This is a genomic window from Photobacterium jeanii (assembly GCF_001650345.1).
Taxonomy (GTDB): Bacteria; Pseudomonadota; Gammaproteobacteria; order Enterobacterales; family Vibrionaceae; genus Photobacterium; species Photobacterium jeanii.
The window spans coordinates 1,004,695-1,023,187 of record NZ_LVHF01000012.1 but is presented as its reverse complement, the minus strand read 5'-3'; the positions used below and the strand labels follow the sequence as shown (position 1 = coordinate 1,023,187).

Below are 18,493 nucleotides of genomic sequence, written 5' to 3'. Positions count from 1 at the left end.
AATATGAAACGTTGGATAATGGCGTTATGTGTGGCACTGATTGGCTTTAGCCAACTTGCCCATGCCGAACTTGAGCTGGTTATCACCGAAGGTATTGATTCAGCACGCCCAATTGGTGTTGTCCCATTCAAATGGAACGGCGATGGCAAGTTGCCATCGGATGTATCCAAAGTGATTGCTTCTGACTTACAGCGCAGTGGTAAATTTAGCCCAATTGCAGCCAGCAAAATGCCACAAACACCATACGATGAATCGCAAGTGGATTACGATGCGTGGACATCTATGGGCGTTGACGCACTTGTAACTGGTCAAATCAGCCAAGACGTTGATGGTAACTATGTTGTTCAGTATCAATTGGTTGATATCGTTCGTGGTCAATTAACCAGTGGAGAAAGCCGTGGTTTAAGTGGCGGTGAGTTGGTACTGACTAAAGATCACTTATTGGTGAATAACCGTGCCACAGTGAAAGGTAAGCGCCTGCGTCAATATGCACACCGTATTTCTGATTTAGTATACGAAAAACTAACGGGCGAGCGTGGTGCTTTCTTAACGCGTATCGCATACGTAGTGATTGACGATAAAGCAAAATACCCTTACCAACTGCGTATCGCAGATTACGACGGCTTCAATGAGCGTTTGGTACTGAAATCTCGTCAGCCATTAATGTCACCGTCTTGGTCTCCTGATGGAAGTAAGCTTGCTTACGTGAGTTTTGAAAACGACCAAGCGCAAATCTTTGTAATGGATATCTACAAGGGTACGCGTGAAATGGTGACTTCATTCCCTCGTCATAATGGTTCGCCACGCTTCTCTCCCGACGGTAAGAAACTAGCTTTGGTATTATCGAAAAGTGGTAGCCTGCAAATCTACGTAAAAGATTTGGAAACCAAGAAATTAACGCAAATTACCCGTGGTCGCGCGAACAATACCGAAGCATTTTGGGATCCTGACGGGCAGTCTTTGGTATTTACCTCAGACAGAGGTGGTAAACCTCAGATATATCGAGTAAATTTAGCTGACGGCAAAACTGAGCGTTTGACTTGGCAGGGCAGTCAAAACTTAGGCGGTCAGCTGACCCCTGATGGTCGCTTCTTAGTGATGGTGCACAGATCTGATTCTGGCTACAACATTGCGAAGCAAGACCTGAAGACTGGAGCTCTTCAAATTTTGACCAAAACATTTTTGGATGAGTCTCCAAGCATTGCACCGAACGGCGGCATGGTGATCTACAGTTCAGTGAATAATAAATCAAACGAACTGTCGTTAGTGTCGATTGACGGGCGCTTTAAAGCACGTTTACCTGCGACGAACGGACGAGTACGTGCGCCTTCTTGGGGCCCATATCTCTAAGTTCACGTAAATTAGCAAACAAGGAACAATAAAATGCAACTTAATAAAGTTTTAAAGGGGCTGGCAATTGCGCTGCCAATGATGACTCTTGCGGCTTGTAGCTCAACTGAAGGTACTGAAACTTCTGCTTCTGAAAGCACTAACAAAGCATCAGAGCAAACAGTAGTGACAACACCAGTTGAAAACGAAACTCCTGTTCTTTCTGAGCAAGAACTACGTAACCAAGAACTACGTCAAGAGCAAACTATTTACTTCAAGTTTGATAACGCAGAAATCCAACCTGATTATCAAGCTATGCTAGAAGCACACGCTGAGTACCTACGTAACAACCCAGCTCAAAAAGTGAACGTTGAAGGTCACGCAGATGAGCGCGGTACGCCAGAGTACAACATTGCACTAGGCGAGCGTCGTGCTAACGCTGTTGCTAAATACCTACAAGCGCTAGGTGTTTCTGCAAACCAACTTGATATCGTAAGCTACGGTGAAGAGAAGCCACTAGTGCTTGGTCACACTGAAGCTGATTACGCGAAGAACCGTCGTTCGGTTCTAGTGTACAAGTAATAGGTAATAACTATGAACAGTAACAAGATGCGCGTAGCCGCATTGGCGTTGCTGGTTGGTGCGGCGACCCAAGTGGTCGCCGCTCCTGCTCCCGTTACTGAGCTAAACAGTAGCAGTGCTCAGGGAAGTAGCCTTGAGCGATTGGAGCGGATGCTTGAGGCCAGAAACCAAGTTCAAATCGACATGCAACGTCAGCTTGAACAATTGGCTTCGGAAATGGATGAACTTCGTGGTGTCGTAGAGCGCAACTCGTATGACTTAAGTCAAATGTTAGAGCGCCAACGTGAACTGTACCGTGAAGTGGATGCACTAAGCCGCCAACCACAAAAAGCGACAGACACTGCGGATGCCAAACCCAAATCCACAGAAACTTATACCGGTAATGTCAGTGAAAATGCAGACTACGAAAAAGCCGTTAATCTGATCTTGAAAGAGAAAGATTACGATGGCGCAGTGAAAGCCTTTGAGGGCTTCCTGGCTTCGTACCCAGAATCTGCCTACAAGCCAAATGCCCATTACTGGCTTGGTCAGCTGTACTTTACTAAGAACCAATTAAAGCAAGCGGGCGAGCAGTTTAAGGCTGTTGCCAGCTACAGTGATTCGAATAAACGTGCCGATGCAATGTTAAAACTTGGCGTGATTGCCGAGCGCAGCAAAGACGTAGCTGAAGCGAAGAAAATGTATCAGGAAGTCGTTAAGAGTTACCCTGATTCAACCAGCTCACGACAAGCACAAGCGAATCTGAAAAAACTAGGTAATTAATTGCGATTGAATTACCGTGAAGGCCAGCATGAATTGCTGGCCTTTTTGTTATCTATACTGTTAATAAACCCCATGCACTCACCATTAATTAAGAGAAATCCCGCTTGGTGAAAGGGTAACCAAACTGCGTGTGAAATAAGAAAAGAGGGAAAAAGGCGGCACGCTGTGTATAATGTCCGGATAGTAAGGACTAGCTGATAGAGCAAGTGAGTAATGAGCTTAACATTCGATCCGTCAGAGACGATTTACCCGTTTCCACCAAAACCTCAACCAATGAGTGCGGAAGAGAAACAGGTATACAAAGAGAAAATTAAAACCCTACTTCAGGAAAAAGATGCGGTTTTAGTCGCCCACTACTATACCGATCCTGAGATTCAGGCCCTAGCTGAAGAAACAGGCGGTTTTGTTGGTGATTCCCTAGAGATGGCCCGTTTTGGTAATCAACACCCTGCAAAAACATTGATTATCTGTGGCGTACGTTTTATGGGCGAGTCAGCGAAAATCCTGACCCCAGAGAAACATGTACTGATGCCAACCTTGGAAGCGGAATGCTCGCTTGATCTAGGCTGTCCAGCCGATAAATTTACTGAATTCTGCGATGCTCACCCAGACCACACTGTGGTGGTGTACGCGAATACCTCTGCTGCAGTTAAAGCACGCGCCGATTGGGTTGTGACTTCCAGTATTGCACTAGAAATTGTTGAACACCTTGATAGTGAAGACAAAAAAATCATTTGGGGTCCTGACCGCCACTTAGGTTCGTACATTGCCAATCAAACAGGGGCTGAAATGCTACTGTGGCAAGGCGAGTGTGTGGTTCACGATGAATTCTCAGCCAAAGCGCTACGTGACATGAAGCATCTCCACCCAGATGCTGCGATTCTCGTTCACCCTGAATCGCCTGCTAGTGTGGTTGAACTAGCTGATGCCGTAGGCTCAACAAGCCAATTGATCAAAGCGGCGAAAGCGTTACCAAATCAAAAACTGATTGTGGCAACTGACAAAGGTATCTTCTTTAAGATGCAGCAATTAGTCCCTGAGAAAGAATTGGTGGAAGCACCAACAGCAGGTGCTGGTGCAACCTGTCGTAGCTGTGCACATTGTCCTTGGATGGCGATGAACGGTTTGAAAGCCATTGAACAAGCGCTACGTGATGGCGGCAGTGAGCATGAAATCTTTGTCGATGAATCATTGCGTGAGAAATCACTTATCCCACTCAATCGCATGCTAGATTTTGCTGCTGAGCTGCAGTTAAAAGTGAAAGGTAACGCTTAATTTTATAAAGTGTTGCTCTGTGTAATGGCAATAAAATCATAAAAATAGCGACCTTTGGGTCGCTATTTTTTTATGTTAGAGTGCGTCGGCGGAGTCTGCTGATAGTCATACTGAGTTGATTCGTCTCGTCTCAGGTGTGGTATTGCAAGGGTAGGCGAAGCGTAGAATATGTGTAACTGGATTTAAATAGGGATAAACCATGAGTCAGACACTATTAACAGTGGCGTTACCGATTGCGCTTGCATGGATGATGTTTTGTGTGGGAATGACGTTGCGCGTTGCCGATTTTGCCCGTGTCAGCCAGTATCCGCTTAAAGTCATTGCAGCCTTATTAGCGCAACTGCTCGGTTTACCTTTGTTGGCTTATGCGGTGATCACTGTATTAGGTTTACCTGAGCCTGTTGCCGTTGGATTGTGGTTACTCGCTTTAGCTCCTGGCGGAGCCTCATCTAATGCCATTACTCACTTAAGCGGTGGTGACTCTGCTTTGTCTATTACCATGACGGCGATTAGCAGTTTGATCATTCCTTTTAGCATGCCAATGTTAGTCACTTGGTTAATGCCAGAGCTTGTACTTGCGATTCCATTGAAAACAGCAATCTTACAATTGGCGGCAGTGACTATTGTGCCGGTTCTATTGGGAATAGCTTTACATCATTTTGCAGAGCGTAAGCCGTGGTTTGCCTCGTTGACAACCGTTGCCGGTAAAAGCGCGTTGTGGGTATTGTTCTTTACGGTTGCGATTACCTTGGTTGCCAACACAAAAGTTTTCCACCTAATGGCCTCGATGGCGACAGTGGCAGCCATAGTACTCTGTGTGGCAGGTATGCTGATGGGGGCTTTGGTCGCAAGAACCTTGGGCGAGGGCAGTAAAGTTGTAAAAACTTTTGCCATTGAAGTTGGCATTCAAAATGCGGGAACCGCGATTTTTGCTGCGGTCGTACTATTGGGGCGTCCTGAATTTGCCGTAACGCCTTTGCTCTATGGCGTATTGATGAACATTCCTGCTTTTGCGTTGATCTATTGGCATCGTAAGATGCAAGCCAACGGGGTTTGTCATCGTTAAGGTGTTATTAACACTATCTGATATAAAAACGGCAGCCATTGGGCTGCCGTTTGCGTATTGAGTTTAATCTTGTCGCAAGTGCGATTAAGCGTTGCTTACAAGTGCATGGGCACGTTGAGATAAACCACAAAGCATCATAGGTACAGATTTGTAGATTTCACCAAACTGCGCCAGTGCGTCTGCACCTTCTTCCGCTAGAGCTTGCATTGCATTCTCTGGATCGTAAAGTAGGCTGATAGAAAGTAATACACCACCTAGCAGAGCGCTATCTTCGGTGTCTTCTGGCATGATGGTTTCCCAATCATCGCGTGCTAGTTGCCAGCCTTGAAGAAGACCTTCAGCGAAGTCGCGAGTATCTTCTGTCACGATCTCTTGATCATCTAGACCGCAACCTTCAGCCCACGCCCAAGTGTTCGTTAGTAGCGCTTCGCGAGTTTCGTTCCATAGGGCCACAATCGCATTGGCGTAAGCTTCTAAATCTTCTTGTGCTGTGAATGGTGAAACTTCATCACCGCCCCACAGAAAAGCCAACCATTCAGCAGGATCTAGCAAGTGAGGTGCTGCTGCCATAGCTGTAACAAAGCCACGTGTTTGAGCTTCTGGTAGCAGTTGTTCCGCTAGCTCAGGCTTTTGCAAAATTGCACGTAATTGTGAAGACATAATTCACTCTCGATTTAGGGTGACATTCGTTTATGTGTGTCACGGGTATTCTCATCTCGCATGTTGCTAGTTGTGTAACAAAGCGAGGACTTAAATCTATGCTGTCATTGTATCAGTCGCTAACAGGAGTCGCAGTAGTCTGATTGGGAATAATTCAGCAAAACCTATCGTTGTCGTATTTTTGAACGCTCAAACTATAAATTCATTTTTTTTATTGACCCAATAAAGGGTTAGCACTATAGTAGCGACCCTGTTGAGCGATGAGCTTAGCAAACAATGTGGTGAGGTGTCCGAGTGGCTGAAGGAGCACGCCTGGAAAGTGTGTATACGGCAACGTATCGAGGGTTCGAATCCCTCCCTCACCGCCATCATCTTTTTAGATGATCAAAATTTCGGAGAGATGGCTGAGTGGTTGAAAGCACCGGTCTTGAAAACCGGCATACGTTTGTAGCGTATCTAGGGTTCAAATCCCTATCTCTCCGCCACATTCAAAAGAGCCCAGCAGAAATGCTGGGCTTTTTTACATCTGTAACATGGGGAATGATGAGATAGGGTGCTGAACCCTAGAACGGGGTTCACCTGAGCGAAGCGAAAGCACATTGCCCGTGCCGAAGGCGCGAAAAGGCAATAGCCCGAAGGGCGCGAGCTTGCGAGCAGTAAATCCCTATCTCTCCGCCACATTTAAGAAAGGCGCTGATTTGTCAGCGCCTTTTTTGCATTTAAGTTTCAGTGAATTGGGTTTGAGCCCAATCCACCATACCCTTAACGCTTCGTCACATTTAGAATGAGCCCAGCAGAAATGCTGGGCTTTTTGGTACGCGTTGGAGCTACCTACTCAATTTCATCTAAATGTTCACCTTTTTTGAGTAAGGCTTGGATTAGCAAGCGTACGGCGTTGGGCTGGTATTTTCTGGCTTTATAAACCAAGTAGGATTGACGCTCATTACGATGATAGTCAGGCAATAGGTGAATTAAGTTAGTGTCTTTCGGTACATGCCTTAGTGGTAACGAGGCAACACCTAAACCTAATTGAACTGCTTCAAGTGCAGCGTGAATATCGTTGACGATCAGCCGAGGTCGAATCGCCAAATCTTCAACAAACTCGCCATGCCGGTAGAATGGCATCTGTGATTGCTGTTCACCTAAAATCCAATCGACGTTCGCTAAATCTTTGGGGCACGACACCTTGCCAATCGTTTCTAAGTATTCAGGACTAATAAAGAAACCATGCTTTGCTTTAAACAGTGGCCGAGCAATCATGTCATCCATATCAGCAATGTTAAACGTGATCAGCAAATCATGATCCGTTACTGGCTTAGTGTGTTCATTATTGAGTGCTAAATTCAGTTGAACATCAGGGTAGGCTTTTAAGTAACTATCAATCGTTGGCGCAATAAAGCTGCGGTACAAAGTGTGTGGCATGGATAACTTGATCTTGCCCGTTACCTTGTTAGTTTGCTCACTTAAATGCTCGACTCCAAACTCGAGTGTTTCCATTCCGCTACTGATACTAGTAAACGCGAGCTTACCCACAGCCGTTGGCGCTAATTCCCTGCCATGCTTTTCTAACAAGCGAATATTGAGTTTGCTCTCTAAGTTATTGAGCCGACGAGAAACCGTGGATTGTGGTAACTGTAAGGCTTGAGCCGCTTTTTGTAACGAACCATATTCTACGACTTTGCAGAATAGGTAGAGATCGTCAATGCTTCCAAATATGGAACTCATACTTCAATATTTACTTGTTTTTATCAGATATGAGTGAATCTATCATAATACCTCAAAGGCGAAAACCAATGAGCTTAGCTGTTGGTGATTACGTTAATTAGTAGATATATAGATAGAGGGCAGTGAATGAGCCGAAAACAGCAGTGGTTAACCAGCATTCTTTCATCATTAACAATGGCTAGTATGATGTCGGGCTTATTATCTGGGTATAAGCTTGGGTTCAGTGATGCGTGGCCAGCAGTATGGGGACAAAGTTTTATGATTGGCTGGCCGTGTGCGCTAATTTTAAATTTGACAGTTTTGCCACAAGTGAGAGCTTTTTGCGCTTGGGTATGTCGTCCGAAGCCGTGTGATACTAATCAGTATAACCTTGATTAAACGAACACTTATGTATGTTATTCACAAGGTTAACAGTCTCTAACCTTGGTAAATCTCACCAAATTTATCCAATTGCGTTAAGTACAAACGCATATCAAATTCCAACTGGTGGTAGTTGGGTTCCATATGGCAACAGAGCTGATAGAAAGCTTTGTTGTGCTCTTTCTCTCTTAAGTGCGCTAATTCGTGAACAACGATCATGCGCAAAAACGCCTCTGGTCCTTTTTTAAAAACAGAAGCCACTCGGATTTCATGTTTGGCTTTTAGTTTGCCTCCTTGGACGCGAGAAACAAAGCTGTGTAAGCCTAAAGCATGGTGGATCACATTGATCTTGTTGTCGTAGGCGACTTTGCTGATCGGCGCTGATTTTTTCAGATACTGATTCTTAATGTTGATCACGTAATCGTATAAGGCTTTTTCTGTCTTAATGTCATGGGTTTGAGGGTAACGCTTGAGCAGCAATGGTGCTAGTTGATCTTTATTGATCAATTGTTCTACTTGGTCGGTTAAATGGGTTGGATAACCCTGTAGGTATTTTAGTGTTTTCATCTATGGTTGGGTTGCATCATGCCGCTAGGGTTATTCACAGGGCACTATCATACATTTTGGCGTTGAGCTTGCCCATGACTGTTGAGCTAATGTGTTGTGAGTAATTTACATAAATAAACCTTTTGCATATGAGCGGTTGATCACTAACTTTATTGATCCTTTGGTGGATCTTTCGGCAGTTGAGGGCTTAGCTGATGCGAAAAAAAGCAAGTTTTTCTGTGCAGATAATTGTGAAAAAAAGAACTTGCTTTCCCCGAGCCCAGTAATGGCAAGGGTTTACATCACTTACCCACAAAAACTGTGGATAACTGTGTTGATGGATGCTTAGGAAGTACGAAAACGCAGTATAGAAGTACGGTTTGTTTGTTTTTTGAACAAGGTGGTGTGGTTAGCTAATCGTTTGTTATGACTGGGTTGAGAATAATATTCTGTTGAAAATATTCACATGATGGAATAGGACGCTAATAAAACAGTAGTTTGAAAATAGGTGTGAATTGATTTAAATCAAAACTTGAATAAACTGTGGATTAATAGTGCTTAACTGCGAATAAACAGAATGAAATTTTGTCTTGAGAGTGGCTACTTTTTACGACAGGCTTGCCGCAAAAATATATGGGGGCTGGCAGGCGTTATTGCTGTCAGGGGCGTGTAATTTACGTGTTCGGAAAATGAAAGTCAATGCTTTGAATCGACTTAGTTGACTTCACCTCGTGAGCAGCGACAATAGCGAGTAGATATTTCAGTTGAGTATGGCAGATGAGCAAACTGTTTAAGCTGGCCTCACCTTTTACTCCATCAGGTGACCAACCTACGGCTATCAATCAATTACTAGAAGGTCTGGATGCTGGGCTTGCCCATCAAACCCTGTTAGGGGTTACAGGTTCAGGTAAAACTTTCACGGTGGCGAATGTGATCGCCCAAAGTAACCGTCCAACCTTGATCTTAGCGCCAAATAAAACACTGGCAGCGCAACTCTATGGGGAGATGAAAGAATTTTTCCCTGAAAACGCCGTCGAGTATTTTGTTTCTTACTACGATTATTACCAGCCTGAAGCTTATGTACCAACAACCGACACGTTTATTGAAAAAGATGCGTCGGTCAATGCCCACATTGAGCAAATGCGTCTTTCTGCAACTAAGGCATTGCTAGAGCGCCGCGATGTGGTGATCATCGCATCCGTGTCGGCGATTTACGGCCTTGGTGATCCTGATTCTTATCTTAAGATGATGCTGCACGTGCGTCGTGGTGATTTCTTAAATCAGCGCGATGTACTTGCTCGTTTGGCTGAGCTGCAATATCAGCGTAATGATGTAGCGTTCGAGCGCGGTACTTTCCGTGTGCGTGGCGAAGTTATTGATGTTTTCCCTGCTGAATCTGAGAAAGATGCGATTCGCATCGAGTTGTTTGATGATGAAGTGGATTGTATCAGTTCGTTCGACCCACTAACGGGCGCCATTATTCAACGTGATTTGGCGCGCTGTACGATTTATCCGAAAACGCACTATGTCACCCCGCGCGAACGTATCTTGGAGGCGATAGAAAATATCAAAGATGAGTTAGTTGTTCGCCGTAAGCAGCTAATGGATAACAATAAGCTGGTGGAAGAGCAGCGTATTGCTCAGCGTACGCAATTTGATATTGAAATGATGAACGAGCTGGGCTTTTGTTCTGGTATCGAAAACTACTCACGCTACCTCAGTGGTCGCGCTGAAGGCGAGCCACCACCGACATTATTTGATTATCTACCTGCTGATGGTCTGCTGATCATTGATGAGTCCCACGTTACCGTGTCGCAAATCGGTGCTATGTACCGTGGTGACCGCTCTCGAAAAGAAAATTTAGTTGAATATGGTTTCCGCTTGCCGTCGGCATTGGATAACCGTCCAATGAAGTTCGATGAGTTTGAAGCGCTGGCACCACAAACTGTTTATGTATCAGCAACCCCTGGTAACTATGAGCTTGAGAAGTGCGATAACGAGATCGCAGAGCAGGTAGTTCGCCCAACGGGTTTGCTCGATCCTGAAATTGAAGTGCGTCCGGTATCGACGCAGGTTGATGATCTGCTATCCGAAATTCGTATTCGTGAGGCGAAAGGGGAACGTGTTTTAGTCACTACCCTCACTAAGCGAATGGCAGAAGACTTGACTGAATACCTTTCAGAGCATGGCGTTAAAGTACGTTACTTACATTCGGATATTGATACGGTTGAGCGAGTTGAGATTATTCGTGATCTTCGCTTGGGTGAATTTGATGTGCTGGTGGGGATCAACTTATTGCGAGAAGGTCTGGATATGCCAGAAGTTTCGCTGGTTGCTATTCTCGATGCCGATAAAGAAGGTTTCCTCCGTTCAGAGCGTTCGTTGATTCAGACCATAGGTCGTGCGGCTCGTAACCTTGAAGGTAAAGCCATCTTATATGCAGATAAGATCACTGGCTCAATGAAGCGTGCGATGGATGAAACCAACCGTCGCCGTGAAAAGCAGGCGGCTTATAATGAGGAAAAAGGCATTGTGCCTAAAGCCTTGAATAAGAAAATTGCCGACATTATGGAAATGGGGCAGAGCAAAAGTAGCAATAAAGCCGCGAAGCTACATAAAGTGGCGGAGCAGAAGGCAAGTTACACCAGCTTGTCGCCACAAGAGTTGGAAAGCAAAATTCAAGCGCTGGAATCTGAGATGTACGATTTTGCGCAAAACTTGGAATTTGAAAAAGCAGCCGAAGTGCGCGATAAAATCCATAACTTACGTCAGCAGTTCATTGCGAATAGCTAATCACGAATCGAGTACTGCGGCTTTGTCGTAGTGACTGTCTATTGATGCCTTCTGTCTTGCTTACCTAGATAGAAGGCATTTTCTTTTATCCCTTCTATTTACTCACTCTATTATTACTTCGTTTATCTCAATATGACGCTACGTGTTTGACGATGTGGTGCGTCTAAATCTCTATACACTGCATAACGGAAACGGTGAAAGCTGAAAGCAAAGTTATTCGTAGTGGTTTTTTGCGCATGCATCATGGGATGAGAAGCAGAATAGCGAAATCTAACAGCGAACCACTTTCGTAAAAGGTGAGAGGGAACTTAAAGCAGTAGTTAAATAAGAACTATTTGTAATTGGCTGAATTTTAGGTAAAAAAAAGCCAACCGTAATAATGTCGGTTGGCGTCATTGTTTTAGTGAAATGAATCACAAACAACGTCAGTTGGCTAGGTTGACTCTTACGAGTCACAATTAATAGTGCATGCACTGTGCCAACTTTTTTGTGGACCATTAAATGCACTTTTTTCAGGGGCTTTGTGATGTTTTTGGCGTAAATTTATTCTACACTCTTATTGTTATTTGCATTTTGCGAATCGAATTGCAAACTGAAATGAGAAAATTTGAAAACAAGAAATTAATAACCACAGTGATTAGGTTTTGATTACAATTACTTTAAGGATGTGAGGAGGTCGCAATGGAAAGCAAAAGTAAACAGCGTCAGGTGCTTATGGTCGAAGACACCGCATCTGTTGCTGCGCTGTACAAATCCTATTTGAATCCACTTGGCCTTCAGGTTGATATTGTTGGAACAGGGCAAGAAGCGCTCGATATGTTCAAAGCAGCAGTCCCTGATTTGGTGCTGCTTGATTTACGTCTGCCTGATATGACAGGCATGCAAGTGCTTGAGTCAGTGCGTCGCGACTACGGGAATGTGCCTGTGGTGATCATGACGGCTCATGGCTCTATCGATGTAGCTGTAGAAGCCATGCGCTACGGTGCACAAGACTTCTTAATTAAGCCGTGTGAAGCTGATCGCCTGCGTATTACGGTGAATAACGCTTTAAAACAAGAGCAGAAAGAAGATAAAACGCCGGAGTCCAAACAAGGTGGGGCGCAATATCAAGGTTTCATCGGAAACAGCTTACCGATGCAAGCTGTGTATCGGGTGATTGAATCTGCCGCGGCCAGTAAGGCAACTGTCTTTATTACTGGTGAAAGCGGTACAGGTAAAGAGGTCTGTGCCGAGGCTATACATGCTGCTAGCCCTCGTAACGACAAGCCTTTTGTCGCATTAAACTGTGCTGCTATTCCGAAAGAATTGATTGAGAGTGAGTTGTTTGGTCACGTAAAAGGCGCTTTTACAGGGGCATCCACCGAGCGCCAAGGCGCGGTTGAATTAGCGGATAACGGTACACTCTTCCTTGATGAGCTTTGTGAAATGGATTTGGATTTGCAAAGCAAGCTACTGCGTTTTATCCAAACCGGAACTTATCAAAAAGTCGGTTCATCGAAGACCCAAACGGTAGATGTACGCTTTGTGTGTGCAACCAACCGTGACCCATGGGTTGAGGTACAAGAAGGACGTTTTCGTGAAGACTTGTACTATCGTTTGCATGTTATTCCAGTCACCTTGCCGCCACTGCGTGAGCGGGGTGATGATGTGATTGAAATAGCACATGCTCTGTTGGCTTTAATGTCATTAGAAGAGGGCAAAAACTTCAGTCGCTTTGATAATCAAGTGACAAATTTCTTCAATCAATACCAGTGGCCGGGCAATGTTCGTGAGCTTCAGAATGTGATCCGAAACATTGTTGTGCTCAATGATAATGATGAAGTGACCATAGATATGCTGCCACCACAGCTGAAGCAGAGAAATGGCGCTGAAATTGCATCAACTCCTTCAGAACCTGCGGTGTCTAAACCGGCTGTATCTCAGTCAGTTACACCTTCAAGCATGGGTGGAGATGAAAGGCAAGCCATTGAACCGTTATGGATTGTCGAAAAACGGGCGATTCAAGCTGCTATTGATGCGTGCAATGGCAATATTCCGCGAGCAGCAGGCTTATTAGAAGTTAGCCCATCTACCATTTATCGTAAATTACAAACCTGGCAAGAAGTCACGGGTAGTAAATAGGGAGAGCGAGTTATGGCGACAGCAATCAATGCAGAAACAATTAAACGACTGGCCGATGAAGTCGGTCAAGAGACAGTCTCGCTCTTGTTCAATGTGTTTAGTGATGAGTTACATCAGTATTTGCACCAATTATCAAACGAGCCAACCGTGAATCAAGTGGGTGAGATCAGCCATGCGATTAAGAGTAGCGCAGCGAGTTTTGGTGCAGACGAATTAGCGGCGATGGCGCAAGAGTGTGAATCACGAGTGAAACAAGGGCAAGAACAGTGGATGGTTGACCATTTGCCTGAATTCAGACAAATGGTACAAGGCATGGCGAAAGAGTATAAAGAACTAGCGGCTGACGAGCAGCTTATCGACCGCATCCTTTAATTTACAGCGGTCGTGTCGCCAGTTGTGGTTACTGGCGGCTAGCTCTTCAATTTGTTGGTGGTAACGAGGCTCAATATCTGGCAGTGCTTTATCAGTGATCACCACATCAATATGACGACCGCCCATCCCACGCTCACACCAGTGCAGCATTGTCGAAAGGTCCATCATACCTGCTGGGCCTTTTTCTTTATCTAAGTTGGTGACAAAGGCGATTGTCGCTTTTGAAGCTTTTAGCGCCCCTTCAATATCTTTCAGCAATAGTGGTGGCATCACACTAGTCAAAAAGCTCCCCGGACCAAGTAAGATCACATCGGCTTCTTCAATCGCAGTTACTGCTTCCTTGGTTGCCGGCACTGCTGGCTCGACATACAAGCGCAGTGGTACTTCCTCAAGCTCATCAACACTGGTTTCGCCATAAATTATATCGCCATTCGGTGTCATGGCAGAGAGATCTGCAGGATGCTCTGTCATTGGGACGATGTGGGGTTCGACTTTAAGCATATCGCGGATCAAGTTGATCGCATCAAGTGGGCGAATACTTAAGTTATCCAACGCCGTTAGCATTAAGTTACCAAGGTTATGACCATTGAGTTCTCCCGTACCTTTAAAGCGGTACTCAAAAATCATTGAGCCCACTGATGGTTCGGTGATCAGCTGATTAATACAGTTGCGAGTGTCTCCCCAAGCAATGCCACCCTGACAGGCACGAATACGCCCTGTAGAACCACCATTATCTGTAGTGGTAACAATGCCTGTCACTTGTGAGCCGTAATCAGACAGTGCTGATAGCATGCGACCAAGACCGTGACCGCCACCAATGGCAACGATTTTTGCAGAATTTTGTGGGGATATATTTGTCATAACCGAGTTGGAAAGGGTGATAAGTAACGTTTTGAGTCTAGCGAATTGGCGGTAAGAATACACTGTATTCTATCCATTATGATAGTCGCATCACTGAAGGGGAGGGAAAAAGAGCAAAAAATACCCCCTAAAGCGGGGGATGCAAATTAGCAAAAGGCAGAAAGGATCAAAGGACTAGCAGTTAAGGAAATCGGTGCGTTTAAGTAATCGTTAGTGACATTCTGTCATCATGCTCATGAGATAGTCACAAGTATCAAAACAGTTCGGGGTATTCACTAACGCCTGTTTATCTTTAGCTGGCACTGGCAGAATTTCTAACCAGCGTTGGCATAGCCAGCTTAAGTTGTTGAATTCTTTATTTTGATGAAGACCAGCAAGCTCTGGGTATTTATCAAACATGATTTGTAGTTTGTCGGCTAAGAGCTGTTGATCGTCACGAAGCTCAATTTCAGGCCATTGCGGTAGGGGTTGGTGTTCCGCGTAGATATTGCCGTCAGGATGTTGCTCCAGTGATGAAATCACAAAGTTTTCATGCGCATATAAGGTGACAATTAAGGAGCCGTCATTTTTCGACAAATCATAGTCTTCAACCGTTACTCGGGTACCGATTTGACTGTAATGAGATGCTTGGTTGTCATCAATCATGCAAACACCAAAGCCCTGTTCTGAGGTGATCGCATTTTTAAATGCTGCCATTTGAGAACCCGGAGCAACGCGCATTGGCATTTTGCCTTTTGGTAGCACATGACGTTTTTGAAATAACAGTGGGATTAAGTTAGTCATTGTCAGCTCCTATTATCGTTCTTAATGTCAGATAATTTAGACAATGCATAACCAGTGCCAGTAATTGCTTAATAAGCTAATTGCATAATTGTAATTATGGGGATGAGACAGTGTGCTGTTGTTAACGTTTTGTAATGTAACGAGTAATCATCGTTAATTACATTAAGCTAAATTAAATAAAAGCTGGAACAATACACAATTACTGGCGTAGGTTGGGTGTTTGAAATGGAAAGATAGACCACCTCCGTATAGTAAGCTGACAGATTATTCTCATCTTGCGATTTGCAGAATAAAAAAATCCGCATAATGCGAAATTATTTGTTGTTACCGATGATCCTCATGGCATTGTCGCTGGGTAATAGCTCAAGATGACCGAGTTCATCAAAATACCAGCCAGTGATTAAACCTTTGTCCATCATGTCGTGAAAGCCGTCGATGACCATTTGCGCTTCTTTGTATGCTGATTGCGAATCGATACCATCTTCACGCTGAAGATAGAGAGCAATGTCATCAAGGGTGGCAGATTCAATAATATTGTTCATAATAACCCCACTTTTCTTAAGAAAATTCATCAATATTCACTTTAGTAGTATTGTCGCGAATCATCATGAAAGGTAGAATGCAGCACGTTTTTTTCATTGGTTTTGTCAATAAGGCGAAATCTCTGATACTTTTAATAATAAGATTTAGCCGTTATCGCCCATTGTGAGCAACGCGTTTACAAGGTGGTAGCAGCCATAGCTCCGAGCATTGTTTGCTAAGTTGCTTTTTGTTCTACGAACAAAACACGATAGGTGATCAATGCCAGTGACGTAGATTGTCACCAGGGTCGTTTTAGAAATGAAACGGCCTCCCGTATTTGGAAAGGTGTCCCGTGGCTATTCAATTTGAAGATAGTTTCCATCGTAAATTTTACTATTTACGACTTTCAGTTACCGACGTGTGTAACTTCAAATGTACTTATTGCCTGCCTGATGGCTACCATCCGGAAGGTCATAAGAAACCCTCATTTTTATCGCTTGACGAAATCGAGCGAGTGACAGGCGCATTCGCCCAATGTGGAACGAGCAAAGTTCGCATTACGGGTGGTGAGCCGAGTCTGCGTCGAGACTTCACCGATATCATTCGTACCGTTGCTGAACAGCCGGGTATTACTAAGGTTGCTACCACAACCAATGGTTACCGTATGGCGAAGCACGTGAAGGAATGGCGTGAAGCGGGCTTGACCAACATCAATGTGAGTGTGGATAGCTTGGACCCAAAAATGTTCTACCAGATTACTGGTGAGAACATGTTTAACCAAGTCATGGACGGCATTGATGCTGCTTTTGACGCTGGTTTTGAGCAGGTGAAGATCAATACTGTCTTGCTTAAAGACCTCAACTCACAAGAGTTACCTAAATTTCTTGATTGGATCAAAACTCGTCCTATCCAGCTGCGTTTCATTGAATTGATGCAAACGGGTGAGATGGACACTTTGTTCCAAAAACACCATGTCTCTGGGGTTAGTATTCGCAATCACTTGATTGCGAATGGTTGGATTTTGAAAATCAAAAGCCGCAATGATGGCCCCGCTCAGGTTTTCTGTCACCCTGATTACCAAGGTGAAATTGGCCTGATCATGCCGTATGAAAAAGACTTCTGCCAAAGCTGTAATCGCCTACGCGTGTCAGCGAAAGGTAAGTTGCACCTTTGTTTGTTTGGCGATCACGGTGTTGATCTTCGTGACCTGATGGCACGTGATGATCAACGCGACGAGCTGATCGCACGCATCCAAAGCGGTTTGCAAGAAAAGTCAGCAAGCCACTTCCTGCAAGATGGCAATACGGGTATGACCCCACACCTAGCCTCGATTGGCGGTTAATTTCTGCGCCGAGTAAGCCTACTTACTCGGCGTAAACATCATTTTAAGAGCTCAAACAACATGACCCAATTTACCCACATCAATGCTTCGGGTGAAGCAAATATGGTGGACGTATCTGCGAAAGCAGAAACCGTTCGTGAAGCACGCGCTGAAGCTTTTGTTCATATGGCTCCTGAGACACTAGCCCTTATTCTATCTGGCGAGCACCACAAAGGTGATGTGTTTGCGACGGCACGTATTGCAGGTATTCAAGCGGCGAAGAAAACATGGGATCTGATCCCACTTTGTCATCCACTATTGCTATCGAAAGTGGAAGTACAGCTTGAAGCGATTGAAGCGGAAAACAAAGTCCGTATCGAATCGTGCTGTAAGCTAGCGGGTAAAACGGGCGTGGAAATGGAAGCGCTGACAGCGGCATCTGTGGCAGCCTTGACGATTTACGATATGTGTAAAGCGGTTCAGAAAGACATGGTTATCGATCAAGTACGCCTGCTAGAAAAGACAGGTGGCAAATCCGGTCATTTTAAGGTGGAAGCATGATTAACGTATTGTTTTTTGCCCAAGTTAAAGAGCTAGTGGGCATTGATAAACTAGAAGTTGCATCAGAATTTACTACAGCAGAAGCTTTGCGTGAACACTTAGCGCAACGTGGCGATAAGTGGGAACTTGCGCTTGAGAAAGGCAAACTGCTGGTAGCGATTAATCAAACCATTTGCTCACTAGACAGCACCATCGCTGATGGTGATGAAGTGGCATTCTTCCCACCTGTAACTGGAGGCTAATTGATGATCTCTGTACAGGAAGCTGATTTTTCAGTTGCGGATGAATACGAACGCCTTGCTCAAGGTACTAGCGCGGGTGCGGTAGTGACTTTTGTCGGGAAAGTGCGTGACTTTAACCAAGGTGATGATGTCACGGGCTTGTCGCTGGAACACTACCCAGGTATGACGGAAAAGTCACTTAACGACATTGTTGATCAAGCAAAAGCACGTTGGCCGCTATTAGATACTCGTGTTATCCACCGTGTGGGTGATTTAGAGCTAGGCGATCAAATTGTTTTTGTTGGCGTAACCAGTGCTCACCGTGGTGCTGCTTTCCAAGCATGTGAGTTCATTATGGATTACTTAAAAACTCAAGCACCGTTTTGGAAAAAAGAACGTACCACTGAAGAAACACGCTGGGTTGATGCCCGCGAAACGGATACGACAGCAGCGGATCGCTGGAAGTCATAATATCCTGATCAGCACAACGTTATAAACGCGTTTTAGCGAACAAAAGTAAAAGGAGCTCAAATGAGCTCCTTTTTTCATAACCATTCATTTCTGTTTTTATCCAGTCTCTTTATTCCTCACATAGCTTTCTATTTAACCATTTGCGTTAACAACTATGTAACT

Annotated in this window: 19 protein-coding genes, 2 tRNA genes and 1 riboswitch; of the genes, 15 read left to right on the top strand and 6 right to left on the bottom strand. The window is 44.6% G+C overall.

Annotated elements, in window-relative coordinates:
* The first annotated feature begins 3 nt into the window (after nt 1–3).
* The 5 genes from tolB (at nt 4) to A3K86_RS05910 (ending at nt 5,014) form a co-directional block, all read left to right on the top strand.
* Nucleotides 4–1,350: a Tol-Pal system beta propeller repeat protein TolB gene (gene tolB / locus A3K86_RS05930; protein WP_068329049.1), complete on the top strand. Its 1,347-nt coding sequence runs from the start codon at nt 4–6 to the stop codon at nt 1,348–1,350.
* Between the two features lie 33 nt (nt 1,351–1,383).
* The gene (gene pal / locus A3K86_RS05925) at nt 1,384–1,911 is read left to right on the top strand and encodes a peptidoglycan-associated lipoprotein Pal (protein WP_068329046.1); all 528 of its coding nucleotides are present in this window, start codon (nt 1,384–1,386) and stop codon (nt 1,909–1,911) included.
* Nucleotides 1,912–1,923: 12 nt separating this feature from the next.
* Nucleotides 1,924–2,673, top strand: coding sequence for a tol-pal system protein YbgF (gene ybgF / locus A3K86_RS05920; RefSeq protein ID WP_068329043.1), 750 nt, complete (start codon nt 1,924–1,926; stop codon nt 2,671–2,673).
* A gap of 213 nt (nt 2,674–2,886) precedes the next feature.
* Nucleotides 2,887–3,948: a quinolinate synthase NadA gene (gene nadA, locus A3K86_RS05915; protein ID WP_068329040.1), complete on the top strand. Its 1,062-nt coding sequence runs from the start codon at nt 2,887–2,889 to the stop codon at nt 3,946–3,948.
* 199 nt (nt 3,949–4,147) lie between these two features.
* Entirely contained in the window at nt 4,148–5,014 is an 867-nt protein-coding gene (locus A3K86_RS05910) for a bile acid:sodium symporter family protein (protein WP_068329037.1), read from the top strand.
* A gap of 84 nt (nt 5,015–5,098) precedes the next feature.
* Here the strand turns inward: A3K86_RS05910 and A3K86_RS05905 are convergent, their stop codons facing one another.
* Nucleotides 5,099–5,674, bottom strand: a complete 576-nt coding sequence (locus A3K86_RS05905) for a UPF0149 family protein (RefSeq protein ID WP_068329035.1) — start codon at nt 5,672–5,674, stop codon at nt 5,099–5,101.
* Between the two features lie 280 nt (nt 5,675–5,954).
* Here A3K86_RS05905 and A3K86_RS05900 point away from each other — a divergent pair.
* Together A3K86_RS05900 and A3K86_RS05895 are read left to right on the top strand one after the other, a co-directional pair.
* A tRNA-Ser gene (locus A3K86_RS05900) sits at nt 5,955–6,042 on the top strand.
* Between the two features lie 26 nt (nt 6,043–6,068).
* Nucleotides 6,069–6,159: transfer RNA gene (locus tag A3K86_RS05895), tRNA-Ser, on the top strand.
* Between the two features lie 346 nt (nt 6,160–6,505).
* Here A3K86_RS05895 and A3K86_RS05890 read toward each other — a convergent pair.
* Nucleotides 6,506–7,399, bottom strand: coding sequence for a LysR family transcriptional regulator (locus A3K86_RS05890; RefSeq protein ID WP_068329032.1), 894 nt, complete (start codon nt 7,397–7,399; stop codon nt 6,506–6,508).
* A 126-nt stretch (nt 7,400–7,525) separates the two neighbouring features.
* On the opposite strand from A3K86_RS05890, the gene A3K86_RS05885 reads away from it, so the two are divergent.
* Nucleotides 7,526–7,777 carry a DUF2798 domain-containing protein gene (locus tag A3K86_RS05885; protein WP_068329030.1) on the top strand — a complete coding sequence of 84 codons (252 nt, stop codon included), beginning with the start codon at nt 7,526–7,528 and terminating at the stop codon, nt 7,775–7,777.
* Between the two features lie 39 nt (nt 7,778–7,816).
* Here A3K86_RS05885 and A3K86_RS05880 read toward each other — a convergent pair whose 3' ends face one another.
* Complete coding sequence (locus A3K86_RS05880) at nt 7,817–8,326, bottom strand: M48 metallopeptidase family protein (protein ID WP_068329028.1); 510 nt, start codon at nt 8,324–8,326, stop codon at nt 7,817–7,819.
* A gap of 756 nt (nt 8,327–9,082) precedes the next feature.
* On the opposite strand from A3K86_RS05880, the gene uvrB reads away from it, so the two are divergent.
* The 3 genes from uvrB (at nt 9,083) to A3K86_RS05855 (ending at nt 13,591) form a co-directional block, all read left to right on the top strand.
* Nucleotides 9,083–11,098, top strand: a complete 2,016-nt coding sequence (uvrB, locus tag A3K86_RS05870) for an excinuclease ABC subunit UvrB (RefSeq protein ID WP_068329022.1) — start codon at nt 9,083–9,085, stop codon at nt 11,096–11,098.
* Nucleotides 11,099–11,779: 681 nt separating this feature from the next.
* Nucleotides 11,780–13,219: a quorum-sensing sigma-54 dependent transcriptional regulator LuxO gene (gene luxO / locus A3K86_RS05860; RefSeq protein WP_068329015.1), complete on the top strand. Its 1,440-nt coding sequence runs from the start codon at nt 11,780–11,782 to the stop codon at nt 13,217–13,219.
* 12 nt (nt 13,220–13,231) lie between these two features.
* On the top strand, nt 13,232–13,591 hold the full coding sequence (locus A3K86_RS05855; RefSeq protein ID WP_068329012.1) for an Hpt domain-containing protein: 360 nt from the start codon (nt 13,232–13,234) through the stop codon (nt 13,589–13,591).
* Here the strand turns inward: A3K86_RS05855 and yvcK are convergent.
* From yvcK to A3K86_RS05840, 3 genes are all read right to left on the bottom strand, one after another.
* Nucleotides 13,553–14,452 (bottom strand): uridine diphosphate-N-acetylglucosamine-binding protein YvcK, encoded by a 900-nt coding sequence (gene yvcK / locus A3K86_RS05850; protein WP_068330255.1) that lies wholly within the window; start codon nt 14,450–14,452, stop codon nt 13,553–13,555. The two genes, A3K86_RS05855 and yvcK, sit on opposite strands and share 39 nt — an antisense overlap.
* 210 nt (nt 14,453–14,662) lie before the next feature.
* Nucleotides 14,663–15,235 carry an LON peptidase substrate-binding domain-containing protein gene (locus A3K86_RS05845; protein ID WP_068329010.1) on the bottom strand — a complete coding sequence of 191 codons (573 nt, stop codon included), beginning with the start codon at nt 15,233–15,235 and terminating at the stop codon, nt 14,663–14,665.
* A gap of 314 nt (nt 15,236–15,549) precedes the next feature.
* Complete coding sequence (locus A3K86_RS05840; protein WP_068330253.1) at nt 15,550–15,777, bottom strand: hypothetical protein; 228 nt, start codon at nt 15,775–15,777, stop codon at nt 15,550–15,552.
* A 187-nt stretch (nt 15,778–15,964) separates the two neighbouring features.
* A riboswitch (molybdenum cofactor riboswitch) is annotated at nt 15,965–16,120 on the top strand.
* Here A3K86_RS05840 and moaA point away from each other — a divergent pair.
* From moaA to moaE, 4 genes are all read left to right on the top strand, one after another.
* Complete coding sequence (gene moaA / locus A3K86_RS05835; RefSeq protein ID WP_068329007.1) at nt 16,110–17,099, top strand: GTP 3',8-cyclase MoaA; 990 nt, start codon at nt 16,110–16,112, stop codon at nt 17,097–17,099. It overlaps the preceding riboswitch by 11 nt.
* A 60-nt stretch (nt 17,100–17,159) precedes the next feature.
* Entirely contained in the window at nt 17,160–17,639 is a 480-nt protein-coding gene (moaC, locus tag A3K86_RS05830; protein WP_068329004.1) for a cyclic pyranopterin monophosphate synthase MoaC, read from the top strand.
* A complete protein-coding gene (moaD, locus tag A3K86_RS05825; RefSeq protein WP_068329001.1) occupies nt 17,636–17,881 on the top strand; it encodes a molybdopterin synthase sulfur carrier subunit in 246 nt (81 codons plus the stop codon). Before moaC ends, moaD begins: the two co-directional genes overlap by 4 nt.
* 3 nt (nt 17,882–17,884) lie before the next feature.
* Entirely contained in the window at nt 17,885–18,331 is a 447-nt protein-coding gene (gene moaE / locus A3K86_RS05820) for a molybdopterin synthase catalytic subunit MoaE (protein WP_068328998.1), read from the top strand.
* Nucleotides 18,332–18,493: the final 162 nt, after the last annotated feature.